Origin of the sequence: Altererythrobacter rubellus (genome assembly GCF_030284385.1) — a bacterium.
Lineage (GTDB): Bacteria > Pseudomonadota > Alphaproteobacteria > Sphingomonadales > Sphingomonadaceae > Erythrobacter > Erythrobacter rubellus.
Genome location: NZ_CP127221.1, coordinates 2,140,704 through 2,160,223, shown reverse-complemented (window position 1 = coordinate 2,160,223; position 19,520 = coordinate 2,140,704). Strand labels below are relative to the sequence as shown.

General features: G+C 58.2%; 16 protein-coding genes and 1 pseudogene. 9 read left to right on the top strand and 8 right to left on the bottom strand.

Annotated elements, in window-relative coordinates; translation table 11 throughout:
- Positions 1-5: 5 nt before the first annotated feature.
- Positions 6-2,147 (bottom strand): TonB-dependent receptor, encoded by a 2,142-nt coding sequence (locus tag QQX03_RS10810; RefSeq protein ID WP_285975736.1) that lies wholly within the window; start codon positions 2,145-2,147, stop codon positions 6-8.
- A 156-nt stretch (positions 2,148-2,303) separates the two neighbouring features.
- On the opposite strand from QQX03_RS10810, the gene QQX03_RS10805 reads away from it, so the two are divergent.
- A complete protein-coding gene (locus QQX03_RS10805; protein WP_285975735.1) occupies positions 2,304-2,645 on the top strand; it encodes an arsenate reductase family protein in 342 nt (113 codons plus the stop codon).
- Between the two features lie 26 nt (positions 2,646-2,671).
- Here the strand turns inward: QQX03_RS10805 and QQX03_RS10800 are convergent, their stop codons facing one another.
- A complete protein-coding gene (locus QQX03_RS10800) occupies positions 2,672-4,039 on the bottom strand; it encodes an MFS transporter (RefSeq protein ID WP_285975734.1) in 1,368 nt (455 codons plus the stop codon).
- 113 nt (positions 4,040-4,152) lie between these two features.
- Here QQX03_RS10800 and QQX03_RS10795 point away from each other — a divergent pair.
- Positions 4,153-4,781 (top strand): annotated as a pseudogene (locus QQX03_RS10795) (class I SAM-dependent methyltransferase).
- 3 nt (positions 4,782-4,784) lie between these two features.
- Here QQX03_RS10795 and QQX03_RS10790 read toward each other — a convergent pair.
- Entirely contained in the window at positions 4,785-5,603 is an 819-nt protein-coding gene (locus QQX03_RS10790) for a DUF7847 domain-containing protein (RefSeq protein WP_285975733.1), read from the bottom strand.
- Positions 5,604-5,675: 72 nt separating this feature from the next.
- Here QQX03_RS10790 and lipB point away from each other — a divergent pair, with 72 nt between their 5' ends.
- Together lipB and QQX03_RS10780 are read left to right on the top strand one after the other, a co-directional pair.
- A complete protein-coding gene (gene lipB, locus QQX03_RS10785) occupies positions 5,676-6,356 on the top strand; it encodes a lipoyl(octanoyl) transferase LipB (protein ID WP_285975732.1) in 681 nt (226 codons plus the stop codon).
- Entirely contained in the window at positions 6,344-6,655 is a 312-nt protein-coding gene (locus QQX03_RS10780) for a hypothetical protein (RefSeq protein WP_285975731.1), read from the top strand. The genes lipB and QQX03_RS10780 overlap by 13 nt, the downstream gene beginning before the upstream one ends.
- Here QQX03_RS10780 and QQX03_RS10775 read toward each other — a convergent pair.
- Entirely contained in the window at positions 6,652-7,755 is a 1,104-nt protein-coding gene (locus QQX03_RS10775; protein WP_285975730.1) for an alkene reductase, read from the bottom strand. The genes QQX03_RS10780 and QQX03_RS10775 overlap by 4 nt on opposite strands.
- A gap of 66 nt (positions 7,756-7,821) precedes the next feature.
- Here QQX03_RS10775 and QQX03_RS10770 point away from each other — a divergent pair, with 66 nt between their 5' ends.
- Positions 7,822-8,721 (top strand): DMT family transporter, encoded by a 900-nt coding sequence (locus QQX03_RS10770; protein WP_285975729.1) that lies wholly within the window; start codon positions 7,822-7,824, stop codon positions 8,719-8,721.
- Here the strand turns inward: QQX03_RS10770 and nadA are convergent.
- Entirely contained in the window at positions 8,718-9,704 is a 987-nt protein-coding gene (nadA, locus tag QQX03_RS10765; RefSeq protein ID WP_285975728.1) for a quinolinate synthase NadA, read from the bottom strand. The genes QQX03_RS10770 and nadA overlap by 4 nt on opposite strands.
- Before the next feature lie 112 nt (positions 9,705-9,816).
- On the opposite strand from nadA, the gene QQX03_RS10760 reads away from it, so the two are divergent.
- On the top strand, positions 9,817-11,424 hold the full coding sequence (locus QQX03_RS10760; RefSeq protein ID WP_285975727.1) for a class I adenylate-forming enzyme family protein: 1,608 nt from the start codon (positions 9,817-9,819) through the stop codon (positions 11,422-11,424).
- Positions 11,425-11,545: 121 nt separating this feature from the next.
- On the opposite strand, the gene QQX03_RS10755 is transcribed toward QQX03_RS10760, so the two are convergent.
- Positions 11,546-12,019 carry a MarR family winged helix-turn-helix transcriptional regulator gene (locus QQX03_RS10755; protein ID WP_285975726.1) on the bottom strand — a complete coding sequence of 158 codons (474 nt, stop codon included), beginning with the start codon at positions 12,017-12,019 and terminating at the stop codon, positions 11,546-11,548.
- Positions 12,020-12,212: 193 nt separating this feature from the next.
- Here QQX03_RS10755 and QQX03_RS10750 point away from each other — a divergent pair, with 193 nt between their 5' ends.
- Positions 12,213-13,325: an efflux RND transporter periplasmic adaptor subunit gene (locus QQX03_RS10750; RefSeq protein WP_285975725.1), complete on the top strand. Its 1,113-nt coding sequence runs from the start codon at positions 12,213-12,215 to the stop codon at positions 13,323-13,325.
- Complete coding sequence (locus QQX03_RS10745; RefSeq protein WP_285975724.1) at positions 13,282-16,419, top strand: efflux RND transporter permease subunit; 3,138 nt, start codon at positions 13,282-13,284, stop codon at positions 16,417-16,419. The genes QQX03_RS10750 and QQX03_RS10745 overlap by 44 nt, the downstream gene beginning before the upstream one ends.
- A gap of 111 nt (positions 16,420-16,530) precedes the next feature.
- Here QQX03_RS10745 and QQX03_RS10740 read toward each other — a convergent pair whose 3' ends face one another.
- Complete coding sequence (locus tag QQX03_RS10740; RefSeq protein ID WP_285975723.1) at positions 16,531-17,403, bottom strand: MBL fold metallo-hydrolase; 873 nt, start codon at positions 17,401-17,403, stop codon at positions 16,531-16,533.
- 57 nt (positions 17,404-17,460) lie between these two features.
- Here QQX03_RS10740 and glpK point away from each other — a divergent pair, with 57 nt between their 5' ends.
- Positions 17,461-18,930, top strand: a complete 1,470-nt coding sequence (gene glpK, locus QQX03_RS10735) for a glycerol kinase GlpK (protein ID WP_285975722.1) — start codon at positions 17,461-17,463, stop codon at positions 18,928-18,930.
- A 6-nt stretch (positions 18,931-18,936) separates the two neighbouring features.
- Here the strand turns inward: glpK and QQX03_RS10730 are convergent, their stop codons facing one another.
- Positions 18,937-19,395, bottom strand: a complete 459-nt coding sequence (locus tag QQX03_RS10730) for a DUF1465 family protein (RefSeq protein WP_285975721.1) — start codon at positions 19,393-19,395, stop codon at positions 18,937-18,939.
- Between the last annotated feature and the right edge of the window lie 125 nt (positions 19,396-19,520).

The following is a 19,520-nucleotide window of genomic DNA, read 5'->3' as shown; positions in this document are numbered from 1 at the left end:
TGCCTTTAGAACCGGCCTGTGATGGCAAAGCGCGCATTGAGCGGCGCGCCGACCGAAGCTTCGTGCCTGGCTTGGCTGTTGGGGAAGTAAAGCTGGTCGGTCAGGTTCTCGATATTGACCTGCACCCGAAGATTCTCCGACACGTCGTAATAGGCTGATGCATCAAATCGCGTGTAGGATGGCAGCACAGCGGTGTTGCCATTGTCGATGAAGCTTTCATCCTGGTGCGTCATGCCGATGCCAAGTCCCAGTCGATCGGTGACTTCAAACTGGTTCCAGATCGAGAACATATTCTCTGGCAGTTCGCGTGGGCGCAGACCTGTCGGGCCCGTGTGGCTCTGCTGTTCTCCGTCCAGGAAGCTGTAGCCCGCTGAAACGGTCCAGGCTGGCATCACTTCACCTTGCAGTTGCAGTTCAAAGCCGTCGATCTTGGAATCGATCACATCCAGCGTCGACGGGTCATTGTCATTGGGTTGAGGGGAGCTTTGCTCGATCTCGAATATCGCCGCGGTGAAGCTGAGGCGGTCTGCAAAATCCCACTTTATGCCGGCTTCGAGATTGGTGAACTTGTCCGGGTCCAGTGCGTTGTTGCTGCCGTTGATATTGGCGAATTGCTCACCCGAACGCGGCAGGAAACTCTCCGAATAGCTTGCGTAGATCGAGATGTTTTCCCGCGGCTTGAAGATCACGCCTCCACGTGGAGAGAATTCCTCATCCTTGCGCGTGCGTAGTTCGTCGCTGGGGACGTCGAGTACTTCGATATCGAAGCTGTCGAAACGCCCGCCCACCACGACATTAAGCCAATCGGTCAGCTTGATCTCATCCTGAATGTAGAGCGAGACGACATCGATCTCCACCTGCGTGAAGTCATTCAGATCGCCGAATGTGACTGAGGTAATGTCGCCTGATGCGTTCACACCTACGCCCCCGCGCAAGTTCAGCAGGCGGGTAATTGCGAAGATCTCGTTGTCATCATTGGTCTGATCCCAAACCGGATTGAATCGGTCCTGATCAGACGACGTGTTGATGTATTCTGCGCCAAACAGCAGCGTATGCGCGACCGCGCCCGTGTTGAATTCGCCGACCATATTCGCAGACAGGATCAGGTTTTCACGCTGGGTCGCGTCGATGTAGCCATCGGTGGTCACGACATCTGGCGAGTTGGCTTGGTCATAGCCCGAAGCATAGAAGTTCGAATAGCCCTTGTTGTAATTGCCGTAGAATGCGCTGAACACGCCTTTCCAGCTGTCCGAGAATGTGTGCTGAAGGTTGGCGCGCAGCAGATGCGCTTCCAGATCATTGAAGTTCAATTCCGGATCGCCAAAGGTGATGTCTTTGAATTCCTCGATCGGGCGGCCATCCGTACCGGTTGGAATGCCGCGATCAATGAAGCGATCGTGATCGGCATATTCGTAGGACAAATCCAGCGTTGTATCTTCGCTCAATGCAAAACGCACGGTCGGATTGATGCCTATGCGCTCGCCATCGTAGAAATCGCGGTGATTGTTGAGGTTTTCGTACATCGCATTGATGCGGAACGCCGATGCATCGCCATTTGAGAGATTGATATCGGCCTGCACGCTGTATGCACCAAAGGTATCAATGGCGATCTGGCCGCCGCCGAATGTGTCGCCAATGACGCCCTTCTTGGTGACGCGGTTGAGAACACCGCCAGCGCCGCCCCGTCCAAACAGCAGCGCGTTGGGCCCGCGCAATATCTCGATCTGGTCCAGATTGTAGAGACTGCGGTAATATTGCACGTCATCGCGCATGCCATCGATGAAGAAATCTGCGGTTGAGCGCACGCCGCGGAAGACGATCGAATCACGGTGCCCTTCGCCCTGCGATGTGTTGACGCCGGGTGTGTAATCAATGATCTGGCCGATGCTGGTAAAACCGCGATCAAGAATCGCTTCCTCGGTCGTGATGCTGAGGCTTTGCGGGACATCGATGATCGGGGTGGGTGTCTTGACGGAATTGATCTGGTTGGATTGCAGCACCGTGCCGGTAACAATGATTGTGCCCTCGTCAGGGTCAGGCGCCAACGCCTGGCTCTCCGCGCTTTCTGCTGTCTCTGCCAAAGCAGCGGTAGCAGGAGCGAGTGTGGCTGTGCCAGCAAGCAGGAGGGCTTTGCCGAGAAGCTTCATTCAAAGGTCCAATCTTTTGTCGAGTCGTGATCCGTGCCGTAGTCGCTATTGAGAATTATTCTCAAAAGCAAGAAGCAAATCTACTTGTCGCGAAAAAGACGTTTGGTTAGGGCGCATCGCACGTCATACAGCCTTGGCGGTAAAGGAGTTCACGGCGTGAAAGCGACCATCTGGCACAATCCGAAATGCGGCACATCGCGCAAGACGCTGGCTATTCTTGAAGAAAGCGGTGCAGACGTGACCGTTGTGGAATATCTTAAGGACGCGCCATTGCGGGATAAGCTGGCGCAGCTATATCGCGATGCCGGCATCACCCCGCAAAAGGGCTTGCGTATTCGCGGCACAGACGCGGCGAAGCGCGGGTTGCCAGACGCAGACGCGGACACGGTCCTCAACGCGATGGCAGCCGAGCCGATCCTGATCGAACGCCCGTTGGTTGAAACGGACAAGGGCGTGCGCCTGTGCCGCCCGCAGGATGTGGTTCACGAAATTTTGTAGCTGCCGACCGGCTGCGAAGCAGCGGCTTAGCGCCTGTCCCGCGTCAGCACCTCGTCTAGGGAGAGCTGCTTCCAGCCCACAGCGAACACGACCGAGCAAAAACCGATCACCAGCCCGAAGGCAAGTGGCTCTGACAGATTGTAGAGCAGCACGCCCAGCGCCGGTGCAAACACGAACGCAGCACCCGCAACGGATGCCACGATACCTGAGGCCTCGCCTTGTTCAGCACGGGTCACGGCGAGCGATGTGCCTGAGGTCGTGCCGGGCCGGAACAGCCCGAAACCGAGGCTGGCAATGGCATAACCAAGCGCAATGGTGTGGATCGCGTCTCCCAATGCGAAGACGAATACGCCAAAACCCGCCAGGACGATCCCGCTCAATGTCGCGGCTCTCGGGCCTAGATTGAAGCGCGGAATTACCCCCCATTGCGCCACCAACGAAGCCAGCGCGCCGGCCATCAGGACTAGACCCACCGGACCGGCGCCCGCGAGCGGGTCAGCCCGTAGCCCCAGCCGATCAAGCACCAGAAAACCGACAATCCCGAGGATCATTGCTTGCGCATGGCCGCCAAGCAAAGCGGCAATCACCCAAGGGCGCACCCGCGGCTCCCACCATGTCAGTCGCTTCGGTTCGCTTTCGCTTGGCCCATCCACGCCAACGTCTTCATCGTCTTCGGCGTCATGGTTTGATTGGGAACTGGCGCTGAATGGCTCGCTGAAAGTCTTGCCGCGCGCCGCATACCGAGGTTCGTCATCTGGCAGCCGCCAGCGCAAAGCGACAAGCGCGACAACGCCGATTGCTGCAAAGGCGAGGAAAGGTCCAACCAGATCAAGTCCCGGGAGAATAAGCAATGGTGCGAGCGCCGGGCCCAACACCGTACCTAGCCCGAAGCTCGACGCGATAAGAGAAAGCGCATTGGTCCGCTCTGATCGTGCTGTGCGCGATGCAACATAGGCTTGCACCGCAGGCGGCGCGGCCGATCCAAAACCGCCGTAAAGGCTGCGCGCAGCTGCAAACAACAGCAACGTCCAAACGGCGGGCAGCAAACCGGCGAGGCCAAACCACAGGACCAGACCACAAAAGCCCATGCTGGTGATAAAGCCGGTCATGCCCAGCGCCATCATCGACTTGCGTCCGCGCTTGTCAGATCGCCGCGCCCAGAATGGTGCGCAGGTGACCCACAGCAGTGCAGACCATGTGTAGGCGAGACTGATCCATACATCGGCCACACCAAGCTCTGTGCCGATCGATGGCATCACGGATTGCATGGCTGTATTGCCCGCCGCAGTGACCAGCATAACGGAAAACAGCAACGCCATTCGGCCACGCGAAATGCCGTTGCCGCTAGCAGCGGGCGGGGCAGTGTTCTCAAGGAGTGGATCGCGATCAGCCATGACAAACTGACCGCTAGGCGAGGCGAGCTGTGCTTGCAATGCAATCGCGCATCTGCGATTCGACCTGCTAGCCATCCCCCCAGCGAGTTGACGCGGAGCGCGATTCCCACCTCATGACTACCAAAGCCATTGAAATCAAACGGCGCTTAACCGAGCGCTTCTCCCAATATGCCGCGCAGTGCGCGGTGTTTTTTCGCGGGTTTGTGGAGTATCCACAGATGGTCGGTTCGATCATTCCCTCCTCACGTTTCACCGTGCGCAAGATGCTGGCATCGGTCGATTGGGCAATTGCAATCTGTTTGTCGAATATGGTCCCGGGATCGGCACGTTTTGCCGTTTTATGCTGGAGCGGTTGCGCGGCGATGCGACATTGATCGTTATCGACACCAACCCGCTCTAAATTGACTATCTGCGCAAGAGGATCCGCGATAAACGTTTCATTGCGGTCCACGGCTCTGCTGCTGATGTGGAACAGATCATCGCCGAGCATGGATTTGAGAATGCTGGCTATATCCTGTCAGGACTGCCGTTCTCGACACTGCCGGCTGGTGTTGCTCCGGCAATTGGCGAAGCAACGCACAAGGCTCTGCGTCCCGGCGGCGCGTTTCTGGTTTACCAGTTCACGGCTGCATGCCTTGGTTATATGCGCCCGCACTATGCGCGCATCGACAAGGGCTTCGAATGGCTGAACATCTTGCCGTGCAAGCTGTTCTGGGGCTGGAAGGCAGATGGCGAGGGCTAACGCCTAGTCAAAGGTCTGGCTAAGGCTTTTTGGGCTTTCACCGGCCAGTTGCCTGTGCATCGCTGCATAGACAGCCAGGAATACTGCTGAACCAACTGCCCCGATCAATCCTTCGAAAATGGCGTTTACCCAGATCGTAACGGTCCCGCTGGGCACCAGCGCGCCGATCACGCCGAATACCATCCCGATTACAGGCGACAGGACAAACAGTGCAATGAACAGCAGGATCATGAACGCAGCCACATAGCGGGTGTTGCCTTTCACCAATGTCCACGAGCGGCGCAGAGCTTCAATCGGGTTGAGCGTCCCTTCAATCGCCATAACCGGGCCAACCAGAATCAACCTGAAGGCAACCAGCAGGATGCCGATCAGCACCACAAATCCAAGCAAAGCGGCCACCGCAGGGCCAGCCGCCGCGCCGATCGCAACAACGACACCAGCTACAAGGCCAATGCCTGCACCGATAATCAGCGATGCGGCCAGATAGGGCAGCAGGGCAATAGCGCCGATCTTGATTGCTTCACCAACGGTGGGTTTTTGATCTCGGCCGAGCAAGGCGAGCAATGCCAGCGTCCCGATGGTGCTCGCTAACGCATAGATTACGATTATCGGCCAGCTTGTGCTCAAATAAGCCGCCATCGCCGCTTGCATCTGTTCGGAGCTGCCCGCTGCTGCGGCCTCAAGTTCTGTGCTAGGCGCAAACACGCCCAAGACCAGAGAAGGCAAGAACAGAAACACGCCCGCCAATATCACGATCAGTCTGCTATTGTTGGACAGCAACGTCATCGCGTCTGACCAGGCCCGCCCCATATCGAACTTCATTGCCAATTCTCCCGCGCGGCTTGATCGCCTTTTCTCTTGATAAGCGCGTTGATAGTCCCCACGCAATTGGCAATGAGCAGTGAAACCACAGACGCGATTGAATGGCAGCGAGACGAACGGCAGGTTCCGTATCGTGAAGCGCTGGCAGCGATGGAGCAACGCAACGCCGCGATTGCGGCTGGAAATGCGCGCGAACTGATCTGGCTGCTGGAACATCCGCCGGTTTACACGGCTGGGACCAGCGCCGCGCGCGACGAGTTGCTCGACCCACGTTTCGAAGTGGTCGAGGCCGGGCGGGGCGGACGCTACACTTATCACGGTCCGGGACAACGTGTGGGTTATGTGCTGCTCAACCTGACAGAGCGCGGCAAGGATGTACGCTGTTTTGTGCATGGCATCGAACAGTGGGTGATCGAAACGCTCAAGACATTCGGTGTTGAAAGCTGGGCGGTGGATGGCCGCGTGGGTATATGGACCAGGGACATTGATGGGCGCGAAGCCAAAATCGGTGCGATCGGCGTGCGTGTGCGCCGGTGGGTGACGATGCACGGCTTCTCCGTCAATCTGGACCCTGATCTCTCGCACTTCACCGGTATCGTGCCGTGCGGGATTGAGGGATTTGGCGTGACCAGCCTCAAACGCTTGGGACTGGACATCAGCCCTGCGCAATGGGACGAAGCCCTGATGACAACTGCCCCTGAATTCTTTGAACATTTGGCGCGTGTCGCCCGGAGACGATCATGCGAGGTTTGACAATTGCACTTTTGCCAGCGCTGGTCTTTACGTCAGCTTGCAGCGGAGATGTGCCCGATAGAGCCGATGATGCGCGCGAGGCCGAAGGCGAGGTTCTGGGAGGATCGATCAGCGACGACATGTTGCCGCTAGATCAATTGCAATCCCAGTCTCCGCCGATCCGCGAAGAACGCACGGTAACGGTGACTGAGAATGAAGATGGTTCGTCCAGCGTCGAGACGAGTGTCACTGTGACTAGTGGTGACGGTGCGGACAATCAGCCCGCGCCGCCACAACCGCCACAACCGCCAGAAGGCTAGGCCGCTTGCTCTTCAGCCAGCGTGGGATAGTCGACATATCCCTCTGGGATGGGGAAGTACCAGCTTTTGGGTACATCCTTATTAGGGTTCCAATGCGCGCCCTGGCGAATGCGATCTTCCAGATCGGGATTGGAAATATAGGGCCGACCAAAGCTCACCGCATCGCATTTGCCTGAACTGACATCTGCCTCTGCTTCTTCCGCGGTGTAGTCGCTGTTGAGGATGAGCGCGCCCGAGTAGATTTCGCGGATCAACGGGCTTTGCTTGGGCACATCGGTTTGTCCGAAAGTGCCGTCCGGTCCCGGTTCCCGCAGCTCGACAAAAGCAAGGCCCAGATCTTCGCAAACCTTGGCCGCCGCACCGAAAGTTGCCGCTGGATTGCTGTCGTCAGTGCCTTGGCTATCGCCATTGGGCGACAAGCGGATACCCACGCGGTCCGCACCCCACACGTCGATCAATTGCTCCAGCACTTCGCGCATGAAGCGGGTGCGGTTCTCCGGCGATCCACCATATTCATCGGTCCGCAGATTGGTCTTGTCCCTCAGGAACTGGTCAACCAGATATCCGTTCGCGCCGTGCAATTGCACGCCATCAAAGCCTGCAGCCTTGGCGTTTTCCGCGGCACGGCGATAGTCAGCAATCGTGCGCTTGATGTCCTCATGGGTCATTTCCCGCGCGGTCGCATATTCGCTCTTGCCTCCGGGCGTATGTGCCTCACCGGGCGCCTTGGTCGCGCTGGCAGAGAAGGGAGGCTCGCCGCCGAGGAAGTATGGGTGAACAATCCGGCCCATGTGCCACAATTGCATCACGATCAGGCCGCCGCGATCATGCAAGGCCTTGGTCGAGGCTTTCCACGCCTCGGTCTGCTCGTTGCTCCAGATACCAGGGGCGGAAGGCCATCCAAGTCCCTCTACACTGATGCCTGTCGCCTCGGTCAGGATCATGCCCGCGCCTGCGCGCTGACCATAATATTGCGCCATCAGTTCGTTCGGAACGAACATCGGCTCTGCAGCGCGTCCACGCGTTAGCGGCGCCATGAAAATCCGGTTCTTCGCTTCGAGTGCACCCATTTTGAGCGGCTGGAACAGCGTGTCGTGCAATTGAATTTCCTTCGTCTTTGTCTCTTTGTAATAGGCACTTGGGGGCGAAGCAGCTAGTGCGCAACCATGGAAAATGATGGGGGTATGCCAGCAGAACTTTCCCGTCCGCGTGGCTGGTTGCTTTTGCTTGCCTTGCTTGCGGGCAATGTCGCATTGGCGATAGGGCCGTGGTTCGTGCGCTTGGCCGACACCGGTCCGGTCAGCGCAGGCTTCTGGCGGTTGCTCTTGGCTTTGCCCTTCCTGGCCGTGTTTGCGCGGTTTAGCGGCCAAGCTCTAACTGGAATCCCGCGCCGAACTTTGATGTTCGTGGCGTTGGGCGCGGTGGCATTCGGGCTTGATCTGGCAAGCTGGCATGTCGGGATTGAGATGACCCGACTAGGCAACGCCACGCTGTTCGGCAATGCCGGAAGTATCGTGTTGTTATTATGGGGCTTTATCCTTTCGCGCAGCCTGCCGCGCGGCACGGAATGGACCGCGATTGTCTTTGCGCTTGCAGGCGCGGCAATTCTGATGGGGCGTAGTGCGGATATTTCGACCACTACGCTGATCGGGGACCTGTTCTGTTTGACCGCAGGTCTCCTGTACGCGGTGTATCTCATCAATCTTCAAGGTGCGCGGCAAACGATTGGCGGGTGGAGTTTGCTGGTCTGGGTCAGCATTTTCGCTTGCCCCCTTCTGCTGGCAATTGCCTTGATCAACGGGGAGCCGGTTTGGCCAAACGATTGGACCCCGATCCTGATTCTGTTCATATCCAGCCAGCTTGTCGGACAGGGATTGCTGGTGTTCAGCCTGCGCCATTTTCCGCCATTGGTGATCGGGTTGGCGCTTTTGACACAGCCAGCCGTTGCCGCATTGATCGGCTATCAAGTCTTCGGCGAAGTGCTCACACTGCTCGATATTGCTGGCATGGTGCTGCTCGGCAGCGCGCTGGTCCTAGCTCGCGGTGTCGCAAGGGTGAGAAGTTAAACCTTCCCCAAATCGCCCTTGCCGACTGCTCCGCTGGCCATTTCCAACATCTTGTCCAAGCTCGCCTTGGCCTTCAGTCGCAGTTCTTCCTCAATCTCGATGCGAGGCTCCAGATCGCGCAGCGCGACGTAGAGCTTCTCCATCGTATTGAGCGCCATATATGGGCAGATGTTGCAGCTGCAGTTACCGTCTGCGCCCGGTGCGCCGATAAAATTCTTTTCCGGCAGCGCCTTTTCCATCTGGTGGATGATGTGCGGCTCGGTCGCCACGATCAGTGTGTCACCTTCAAATTCCTGCGCGAATTTCAGGATGCCGCTGGTTGATCCGACATAGTCTGCGTGATCGATAATCGTCGGCGGGCATTCGGGGTGCGCGGCAACCGGTGCGCCGGGATATTGCTCTTTCAGCTTGAGCAGCTCTGTCTCGCTAAACGCCTCGTGCACAATGCAAACGCCTGGCCACAACAGCATTTCGCGATCAAACTTGCGGCTGAGATAGCCGCCCAGATGCCGGTCAGGCCCGAAGATGATCTTCTGGTCGCGCGGGATCTTTTGCAGGATCGTTTCCGCGCTGGAACTGGTGACGATCACGTCCGACAGCGCCTTCACCTCGGTGCTGCAATTGATGTAGGTCAGCGCGATATGATCGGGGTGTGCCTCGCGGAAAGCCTTGAACTTTTCCGGCGGGCAGCTGTCTTCAAGCGAACAACCGGCATCCATATCGGGCAGCACGACGATCTTTTCAGGGGACAGTATCTTGGCGGTGTCCGCCATGAATTTCACGCCGCAGAATGCGATGACATCTGCATCCGTTTCCGCCGCCATTTGCGACAGTTGCAGCGAATCTCCAACAAAGTCCGCGATATCCTGAATGTCCGGCGTCTGGTAATAATGCGCCAGAATTACCGCATTCCGCTCTTTACGCAGGCGGTCAATCTCCGCGAGTAAGTCTGTGCCAGTAGGGACTTTGGTTTCTACGCTCATCAATCATATCCGGTAAGATCAGGGAATTCGCTTCCCATATAGGCAGAATATGGCATTTTGCGAGTGCTTTAGGTCGCAGCTATGGTAGCCAGATTGGCGGGAGATGATTGCGATGTACAAGCTAAACCTCACTGAAGCATACTGTCCGGCGCAAGCCGACACGCCGATGCGCGAACGCACAATCGAAGAAATGCTGCGCGAACAGGTGGAAACGCACGGTGATGGATTGGCACTGCGCGAGATGTTGGCCGATGGCACTGTGGGGCGCGAATGGACCTATGCCGAGCTGTTGAGCGATACCGAGCGTTGCGGGCGAGCTTTGGCGGCGCGCCACCCAGCCGGCACGCGTATCGCGATCATGGCGGGTAATTGTCCCGAGTGGATTATTGTGCAGCTTGGCGCGGCATTGGCGGGTCTAACCATCGTCACTGTAAACCCGTCGTTCACACCGCGCGAAGTGCATTATGTATTGGAGCAGTCAGGTTCGGCTGCGGTTTACTACCAGCCGCATGTCCGCGGCTCAGCCTTGAGGCCGATCGTGGATGAAGGTGCCGCCGGGTTGCCCGCGGCGGATTATGTCATCGATATAGAGGATCACGCTGACCTGTTCGCGGGTGCAGGTGATGGCGAACTACGCGAAACCATACCGCATGATATCTGCATGATTCAGTACACCTCTGGAACCACGGGTTTCCCGAAAGGCGTTTTGCTGCATCAGCACGGGCTATTGCAGAGCAATCACGACGTGTTCGTGCGCTGGAATCTGGCGCCGGGCAAGCAGTTGCTATGCCCTTTCCCGCTGTTCCACACGGCCGGAAGCGCCGTATGTGTACTGGGCGCGCTCAGCCATGGAGCGACAATTCTATTGGTCACCGTTTTCGATCCCGCGGCGGTGGTGAGTGGAATTGCGCGCGAGAAACCCGAGGTTATCGGCGGCGTCTCGACTATGATCTTTGCGCTTATCGAAGCTGCCAGAGCAACCGGAACGGATGTGAAATGCGTAGAGACAATCGTCAGCGGCGGAGCCATGGTCCAACCTGAGCTGAATCGCGCCGCGCAAGAGATTTTCGGGGTGCCGATCCTGATCGTTTACGGCCAGACCGAGACTTCGCCGGCGATCACAGCTGCATGGCCAACCGATACCGGGCCTGATTTGACGGAGACCATTGGCCAACCATGCAGCCATATGGAAGTCGCGATCCGCAATCCGTCGGACAATTCAATCTGCGCACCGAACGAACAAGGCGAGATTTGCATGCGCGGATTCAACGTGATGGCGGGCTATAATGACAATCCTCAGGCCACCGCGGAGACGATCGACGCGGACGGCTGGCTGCATACCGGTGACCTGGGCAGCATGGATTCACGTGGCTATGTGAAGATCACGGGCCGTGTGAAAGAGATGATTATTCGTGGCGGCGAAAATCTGTTTCCCGCCGAAATCGAAGCCGCCTTGTTGGAACATCCGGTGATCGCCGAAGTCGCGGTGGTAGGTGTGCCGGACGAAAAATGGGGCGAGATTGTTGCCGCGTTCTTGCGACTGGCAGAGGGCGCTCAGCGACCCGATGATAGCGAGTTGCGCAGCTTTATTCGCGCGCGATTGTCACCTCAAAAGACGCCTGCGCATTGGGTATGGGTCAAGGAATTTCCTCTCACCGGATCAGGCAAGATCCAGAAGTTCGCAATGGCCGAAGCCTTTGCGAAGGGGGAATACGCCTAAGTCCGCTCACGACCCAATGGCGGAAGCAAATGGCCAAGTAGCAAAATTGCCACCGCTTCTCGGGGATGGGGCCAAATCCAGCTGGCCATGTAGCGTTCTGTTCGGGCGACCATCCCTCCCGTTAGGCATCGCCCAAATTGCGCTGCATTGTGGCCAAGGTAGACTTGAATGCTTCCAAGTCCTCGTCCTTTATTCCCTCAAGCAAGCGCTCATAGACCTGATCCGCCTCGACCCGCATTTTTGGAAGCAAGTCGATTGCATCGGGCTGGAGGTGCACCTGCCACACGCGCCGGTCGTCTTCGGCGCTGCGCCGCTCGACCAAGCCCAGATTTTCCAGCCGGTCGATTGCTTGCCCGATGCTTGCCCGCTCCAGTTCCAGTTGCCCAGCCAGTTCGGTCTGGGTCATGCCGGGTGTGCGGTAGAGATAGGCCAATGCACGCCACTGGGTACGAGTGAGGCCAAACTGTTCTAGTGAGGTGTCGAAGGTGCGACGCAATCGTCTTGTCAGCTCTTCCAAGAGAAAAACCAATCGGTCTTGATCGGTTAGGAAGGCTGCTGCCTTTTCGTCGGCATCATTTTCGAGCTTGGTTGCCATGCGGAGCACCTTAACACAGCATCGATTTAGATAAAGCTATTTACTGTAAAGCAACTTACAATATAGTGGGTCGCGATATGGAGAACGTGACCACTAGAATCGAGGGATCGGGAGGACTCTCCCTTGCCACAGAAATGGTCGGTGACGACAGCGCGTTGCCCGTCCTGCTTGCCAGCGGTAGAGGTGCCTACATATGCTAGCGCGTCTTGCTCTTGGTGGGGTGGCTGTGTTTGCGCTGACCCTGGCTGGCTGTTCGGGTGAAACTGAAGGGGATGAGGCTGCGCCAGAAGCTCAGACAGAGCCGCGCGAAGTTACGACGACAATCGTCGAACCCCAACCGTTCGCTGAACCAGTTAAGGCATTCGGCACGATTGCAGCCAAACAGCGCAGTGCAATTGGTGCGCTTACCGAAGGGCCGGTAGAACGAATTTTCGTCAAGGTCGGCGACAGGGTTTCTCGCGGACAACCGCTTTTTCGTATCCGCCAGGCCGACTATCAGCGAAGCGTAGTTGAAGCGCAGGCAGCAGTCGATCTGACAAGCGCGCAAGCGATTGAGGCTGAAAGGCGTTACGATCGCGTTATGGCCCTTGCCCCAAGAGGTTTCGTTTCGAAAGCACAGGTTGACGCGGCTGAGACGGAGCTGGCTGTAGCGCGGGCGCAGAAGGCACAGGCTCAGGCGGCCCTTGGCACCGCACAGCAGGCATTGGCCGACACAATCACGCGCGCGCCATACGATGGGGTTGTAACCGCGCGGATGGTCGATGAAGGTGTATACCTGAACAATCGCTTTTCGATGGGACGGCAATCAGCCGCGTTGGAATTGCAAGAGCTCGGGATCGTTGCCGCCATCGTCAACGCGCCGCAGGAATATGTCGACGCGTTTCGACGCAACATGCCAGCGCGGGTCTTCATCGAAGGATTCGAGCAGCCATTCGACAGTACCGTGTACATCATCAACGACCGGGTCGATCCTGAAAGCCGGATGGTCGAACTGCGGCTGCCGATCGCCAATCCCGATTACCGCATCAGTTCAGGGCTGGCAGTCAGAGCCGAGATCTCGGTGCCGCCAGTGCAAGCGATCGTTTTGCCCCGCCCAGCAATACTCGGCGACAGTGCTGCGGCCTACGTCTTCGTGGTCGTAAACGGAAAGGCACAGCGCCGGGAAGTGGCGTTTGAGAGTATCGATCTCGATCAGGTGCGTATCCGTTCAGGGCTGGAACCGGGCGACGAGGTTATTCTCGATCCTCCGGCCACATTGCGGAATGACGAGCCGCTCAAATCACGCCGAACCCGCGGCGCAAGCTGATATGTGGCTTGCAGACGTTTCGATCCGGCGACCGGTATTCGCGACGATGCTAATCGCTTCGCTCGTCGTACTTGGCTTGGTCTCGTTCAACCGGCTCGGGGTCGACCTCTTTCCTGAGGTAGAGTTTCCATACGTATCTGTAACGACAGCTCTGCCCGGCGCTTCGCCGGGCACCATGGAAACCGAAGTCACCGACGTCATAGAGGAACAGCTCAACACGATCTCCGGCTTGCGCCAGATGCGATCGATTAGCGCCGAGGGTGTAAGCATCGTCAATCTCGAGTTCGAGCTGGAGGAGGACGCCGATCTCAAGGCGCAGGAAGTACGCGACAAGATGTCGCGGCTCGCGGCCGATCTGCCGGACGATTCCGAACCGCCGGTCATCGAGAAAGTCGATCCCGATGCCGCGCCGATCCTGTCGGTTCTGTTGTCAGGCGACATGCCCATCCGCGACCTGACCACTTTTGCAGATGAGGAGGTGAAAGAGCGATTGCAGCGAGTGCCCGGCGTCGGTTCGGTCGAGCTGGTTGGCGGGCGAGAACGCGAAATGCGCATATGGCTCGATGCGGCTGCGATGCGCGCGCGCGGAGTAACGGCAGAGGATGTGCTCGGCGCAATCCAACGCGAGAATGCTGAGCTGCCGGGCGGGCGCCTGGTTACCGAGGGGCGTACGCGCCAGTTCGGCATCCGCACCCTTGCCCAAGCACGAACGGCGGCGGAATTTGCCGCAATACCGATCCTTTACCGGCCCAATGGACAGACTGTTCGGATCGGCGATGTAGGGCGGGTCGAGGACTCCATTGAGGACGAGGAGAGCTATGCCCAGCTCGATGGGGAACCGGGCGTTGTTCTCGAAGTCCGCAAGCAAAGCGGAGAGAACACGGTCGCGGTGGCAGAACAGATCCGCGCAGAAATCGAAAGCATCCGGACCACCGCTCCCAAGGGTATCAATTTCATCATCGCTCGCGACACGTCTCGCTTTATTGAGCAGGCCATCGGCGACGTGCTGTTCGACCTATTCATTGCCGTGGTGCTGGTGGTGGCGGTGACCTTCCTGTTTCTCCTTAGCTGGCGCGCGACGGTCATCGTGCTGCTTGCTATTCCGACCTCGATTGTCGCAACTTTTGTTGCATTCGCGGCTTTCGATTTTACCGTTAACATGGTCACGTTGCTGGCGCTGACAGTCGCTATCGGCCTGTTGGTCGACGATGCCATCGTTGTGGTTGAGGCGGTCCAGAACGACGTTGATGAAGGGAAAAATGCGACCGAAGCCGCCCACACCGCAACCAGACGAGTGGCCTTGGCCGTGCTGGCAGGCACATTCGCAACGCTGGCGGTGTTTGTGCCGATCGCCTTCATGGAAGGAATTGTTGGTCGTTTCTTCTTTCAATACGGTCTGGCAATCGTCTTTTCGGTCAGCGTGTCGATGCTGGTCGCCTTCACGCTTGCACCTGCACTATCGGCGAGGTTGCTTCGCCCCGAACACGCGGAAAGTGGCTGGTTCGGACGCATTGAACGGTTCCATATCGAGATGCGTCAACTCTACGAAAGGCTCGTGTCTTGGGCGATCAACCGCCGTTATCTCGTGCTTGGCGGCGCGCTCGCAAGCGTCCTGATCGGCGGATTTTTTGCAGCGCTCGTTCCAAGCACCTTCATGTCCACAACGGATCGATCCGAATTCCTTGCGACGATCAAGCTTCCTCTTGGGACAGGGGTTTCCGAAGCGAAGAAGGCGGCAGAGCAGGTCGATTCCTCACTGCGCCAGAATCCGGAAGTCGAACTCGTTTTCGTGAGTGCGGGCAGCGGAACCAATCCCAAGATCAATGAGCTGGAAGTCTATATCGGGTTGAGGCCCAAGCGGTCGCGCGAGGCGACGCAGGACGACGTGATGACCTTCGCACGGAACGAGATAATGGGAGATGTTCCGGCAGCACAGGAGGTGTCCGTGGAGGAGGTTCCGTGGGTATCGGGTGCCGGGGTCGGACAGACTGCAATTGAACTGATAATAACCGGACCGGACACCGCAGCCATCAACGACTACGCGCGGTGGCTGGAGGGCGAGCTGGCCGCACGATCCGAATTTGTCGACGTGCGCTCGTCCTACGAAGGTGGCAGGCCGGAACTGCAGATCGCCTTCGACCGCGACCGGGCCGCCGATCTCGGGATTTCGGCGCGCAACCTGGCCGCCGCATCGCGAACGCTGGTCGGCGGAAGCGATGCAGGCACATTCGAGGCTGATGGACGTCGCTATGACATTCGCGTGCGCCTCGAGGAAAGTGGACGAAAGGGGCTTGGCGACGTCGAGGCACTTCCGCTCAGGACCGGACAGGGCACCCTGGTCGATCTTGCTGCGATTGCCGATGTTGACGTTGCATTGAGCGCTGCGGAAATTGAGCGCATCGATCGATCGCGCCAGATTTCAGTGCTCGCCAATACGGCTCCCGGTGTGGCGCTGAGCGTTGCCGTGGCTGATGTGGAAGAGTTGCTTGCCGCCAATCCGCCACCTGCCGGCTTGGCGACGCGAATGGAAGGCACTGCCCGTCTCCTCGCCGAAACCAGCGAGGCGATTATCTTTGCATTCGCGCTCGCAATCGTCGCGCTCTACATCGTGCTCGCCAGCCAGTTCAATAGCTTCGGGCAACCCATCATCATTATGCTTACGGCACCACTGTCGTTCTCCGGCGCCTACTTCCTGATGTGGGCGGCGGGCCAGGAAATGAGCCTGTTCGCGCAAATCGGCATGATCGCTTTGATGGGGATCGTGATGAAAAACGGTATCTTGCTTGTCGATCTCGCCAACCGGTATTGCGAAGCTGATAAGGATGCGGCTTCTGCAATGCGCAACGCCGCGCCAAAACGCTTACGACCCGTCCTCATGACCGCGCTTGCTGCCGTATTCGGCATGCTGCCGGTAGCGCTGGCGCAGTCAGATGCAGCAGAGTGGCGCAATGCTATGGGCTTCATCATCATCGGCGGGCTGACCACTTCCACTTTCCTGACTCTGCTGGTTGTCCCTGCAGCCTACGCGGCAGCCTCGGACTTACGAAGTGTCGTGACCAATTTCCGACCCCCGTTTTTGCAGAGACCGTTGTAGGGAGGAGCGCTGGCTTCGTCGTTACCCGTTTTTGTGATCAGCGCGCGGTCGAACAGATATTGTCCGCTTTCCACCCCAGTTTCGGACTTTCCGGCTCGCAGTTAAATCTCGCTAGTTTGTCTGCCAGACTTCGTTCTCACCCTGAGCAACGAGCCCGCGTTTCTCCAGATCGAGCAGATGCGCCATCACGCTCATTTGCGCGGCCTTATGCAGGCGCTCGTCCAAGCCCTTATACATCACCGGAATGAAGTCCGGGATCGTGCGAGCTTGTTCGCCCAATAGCCGCAGAATCTGGTTCTCGCGCTGGCGGCGATGCCCCATCATCCCGCGTACCAGCTGGCGCGGCTTTTCGATCGGCGCCCCGTGCGCCGAATAATACACCCTGTCCTCGCGTGCCTGCAGCCGTTCAAGGCTCGCCATATAGTCGCCCATATCGCCATCAGGCGGGATCACCACGCTGGTTGACCAGCCCATCACATGATCTCCAGTGAACAGCGCGCCGCTCTCTTCCAGCGCGAAGCAGAGGTGGTTTGATGTGTGCCCCGGCGTATGCACCGCGCGCAAAGTCCAACCTTCGCCGGTCATTGCTTCGCCATCTTCCAACACGCGGTCTGGCGCATAGGTAGTATCGAAAGCTTCGTCACTGCGCGGCAGATCGCTGTCGATCACAAGCGGAGCACAGCCCACAATCGGCGCGCCGGTGCGCTCTGCCAAGGGGGCGGCCGCAGGCGAGTGATCGCGGTGTGTGTGCGTGCACATGATCGCGGCGACTTTGGCATCACCAATCGCAGCCATTATCGCGTCAATATGGTCAGGTTCGTTTGGACCCGGATCAATCACCGCCACATCGCCAGCACTGCCCACTATATAGGTCTGCGTGCCGGTATAGGTGTAAGGTGACGGGTTAGGGGCGAGGACGCGCCGCACCAGCGGTTCGCATTGTTCGGCGATGCCCGTGGGCCATGGTTCGGGTGGTAAAGCCATGACTTGCATATGAAGGATGGTCGTGCACATGTCACGCCAGCGAATTTGGGGAGAATTATGTCAGACTTCATTATGGTGCTGGACGAAGGGACCACTTCGACGCGCGCGATGCTGTTCGATTCTGCGGGCAAGCTGCATCATGTGGCGCAGCGCGAGCTGGAACAGCATTATCCAAGGCCCGGCTGGGTTGAGCATGACGCATCGGAAATATGGGACAAGACGCTCGCTTGTGTGCGCGACGTTACTGAGCAGGCGGGCGGAGCTGATCGCATTTCGTGTATTGGGATCACCAACCAGCGTGAAACGGTGGTCGCATGGGATAAGACCACGGGCGAACCGCTCTGCAAGGCGATCGTATGGCAGGACCGCAGAACGGAACCATCATGTCAGGAATTGCGCCAAGCGGGGCACGAAGGTGATGTTCAGGCACGAACAGGATTGCTGCTTGACCCCTATTTCTCTGGCACGAAAATGCGCTGGATGCTCGAAAATGAACCCGCGGTTCGCGCAGCTGCGGAAATGGGCACTTTGGCATTTGGCACTATCGAAAGCTGGTTGATCTTCAAACTTTCAGGCGGAGCGCACATCTCGGATGCGAGCAACGCCAGCCGAACCTTGTTGCTGGAGCTAGGCGGCGCGTTGTTCGATCCGGCACTTTGCGAATTGTTCGGCGTTCCGCATGCGGCCTTGCCTGAAGTTGTCGACAATGCGGGGGAGGTCGCGGTCGCAAGCGCCGAATGGCTAGGGCGCGAGATCCCTATCACTGGCCTTGCAGGTGACCAGCAGTCGGCCACCATTGGCCAGGCTTGCCTCTCGCCGGGCGAGACCAAGTCAACTTATGGCACTGGCGCTTTCGTGCTGACCAACAAAGGCGGCGAGATTCCGCGCTCGACCAACCGCTTGCTGGGCACTGTCCTGTATCAGATCAATGACCAGCGTACCTACGCGCTGGAAGGCTCCGTATTCGTGGCGGGCAGCCTGATCCAATGGCTGCGCGATTCGCTTGGCATCGTTGAGGTCGCCAGTCAGACAGAAGAGCTTGCGCGGTCTATTCCCGACAGTGGCGGGGTTACGATTGTGCCAGCGCTGAGCGGCCTTGGTGCGCCGCATTGGCAGGCAGAGGCGCGCGGCGTGATAAACGGTCTGAGTTTTTCAACTGGCAAGGCTGAGCTGGCGCGTGCGGCACTGGAGGCGATGGCCCATCAGACCCACGATCTGGCAATGGCTTTTGCCGCCGATGGCACACCTTGGGAAACGTTGCGTATCGATGGCGGGATGAGCGCGAACAACTGGATGGCGCAAGATTTGGCCGACATGCTCGATTTGACTGTCGAGCGCCCTGAATTCGTGGAAACGACAGCTCTGGGTACAGCCATGCTCGCAGCAGCTGGCGCTGGCATTTACGCCGACTTGAACGAAGCGGCAACGGCGCTGCGCGGCAATCTGCAAAGCTTTACCCCCGCAATGGATAGCGACGTGCGCGAAGGTCGATTGGCAGCCTGGAAGAAGGCTTTGATCGCAGCCTAGGACGGGTCAGCGCATATTGATGGCGCGGTCGAGCCTCGCGCGCAGCGCGTGTACGACCGGCTGCGTTTCGAACTCGTCAGCCCACGCTTGATCCAAACGTGCAATGCGGCGGTGCAGTTGAATCGTTTCTTCGATCAACGCGCGGGTCTCAGTCTCGAGCAGTTCAAGATCGTCTGCATTGCTTGGCCTGTCATCGGGCAGGCGCCCGTGATGGCGAAGTTGATTCTCGCTCAACTCGCCGGAAAAGAAAGCACGCTGGTTCAGCAGCCACGCCAGCACATGCATCATGCGTGTCGTGGCTTTCAGCCCTTCGCTCGAAAGCGCCAGTCGCAAGCGGTCGCTTGCGTCGGGTGCGGCATCCCCCATCCCCATCGCGAACACGGCGCGCGTTTCATCAGCCAGCAGCAATGCCTCGCTGTAGAGCGATTCAATAATCGGGCGGGAAAGGTTTGAAGGGCGCGTCATGAAACTGGGTTAAGATGGAGTTTCGTCCTGCGTCCAGTCTGGCAACCATGTTTTCCGCGCCTTTGCCTATGCGTGTCCCAAACCGGAACGGATTGAGGCAAATTATCCAGGATAAACACTTAGGT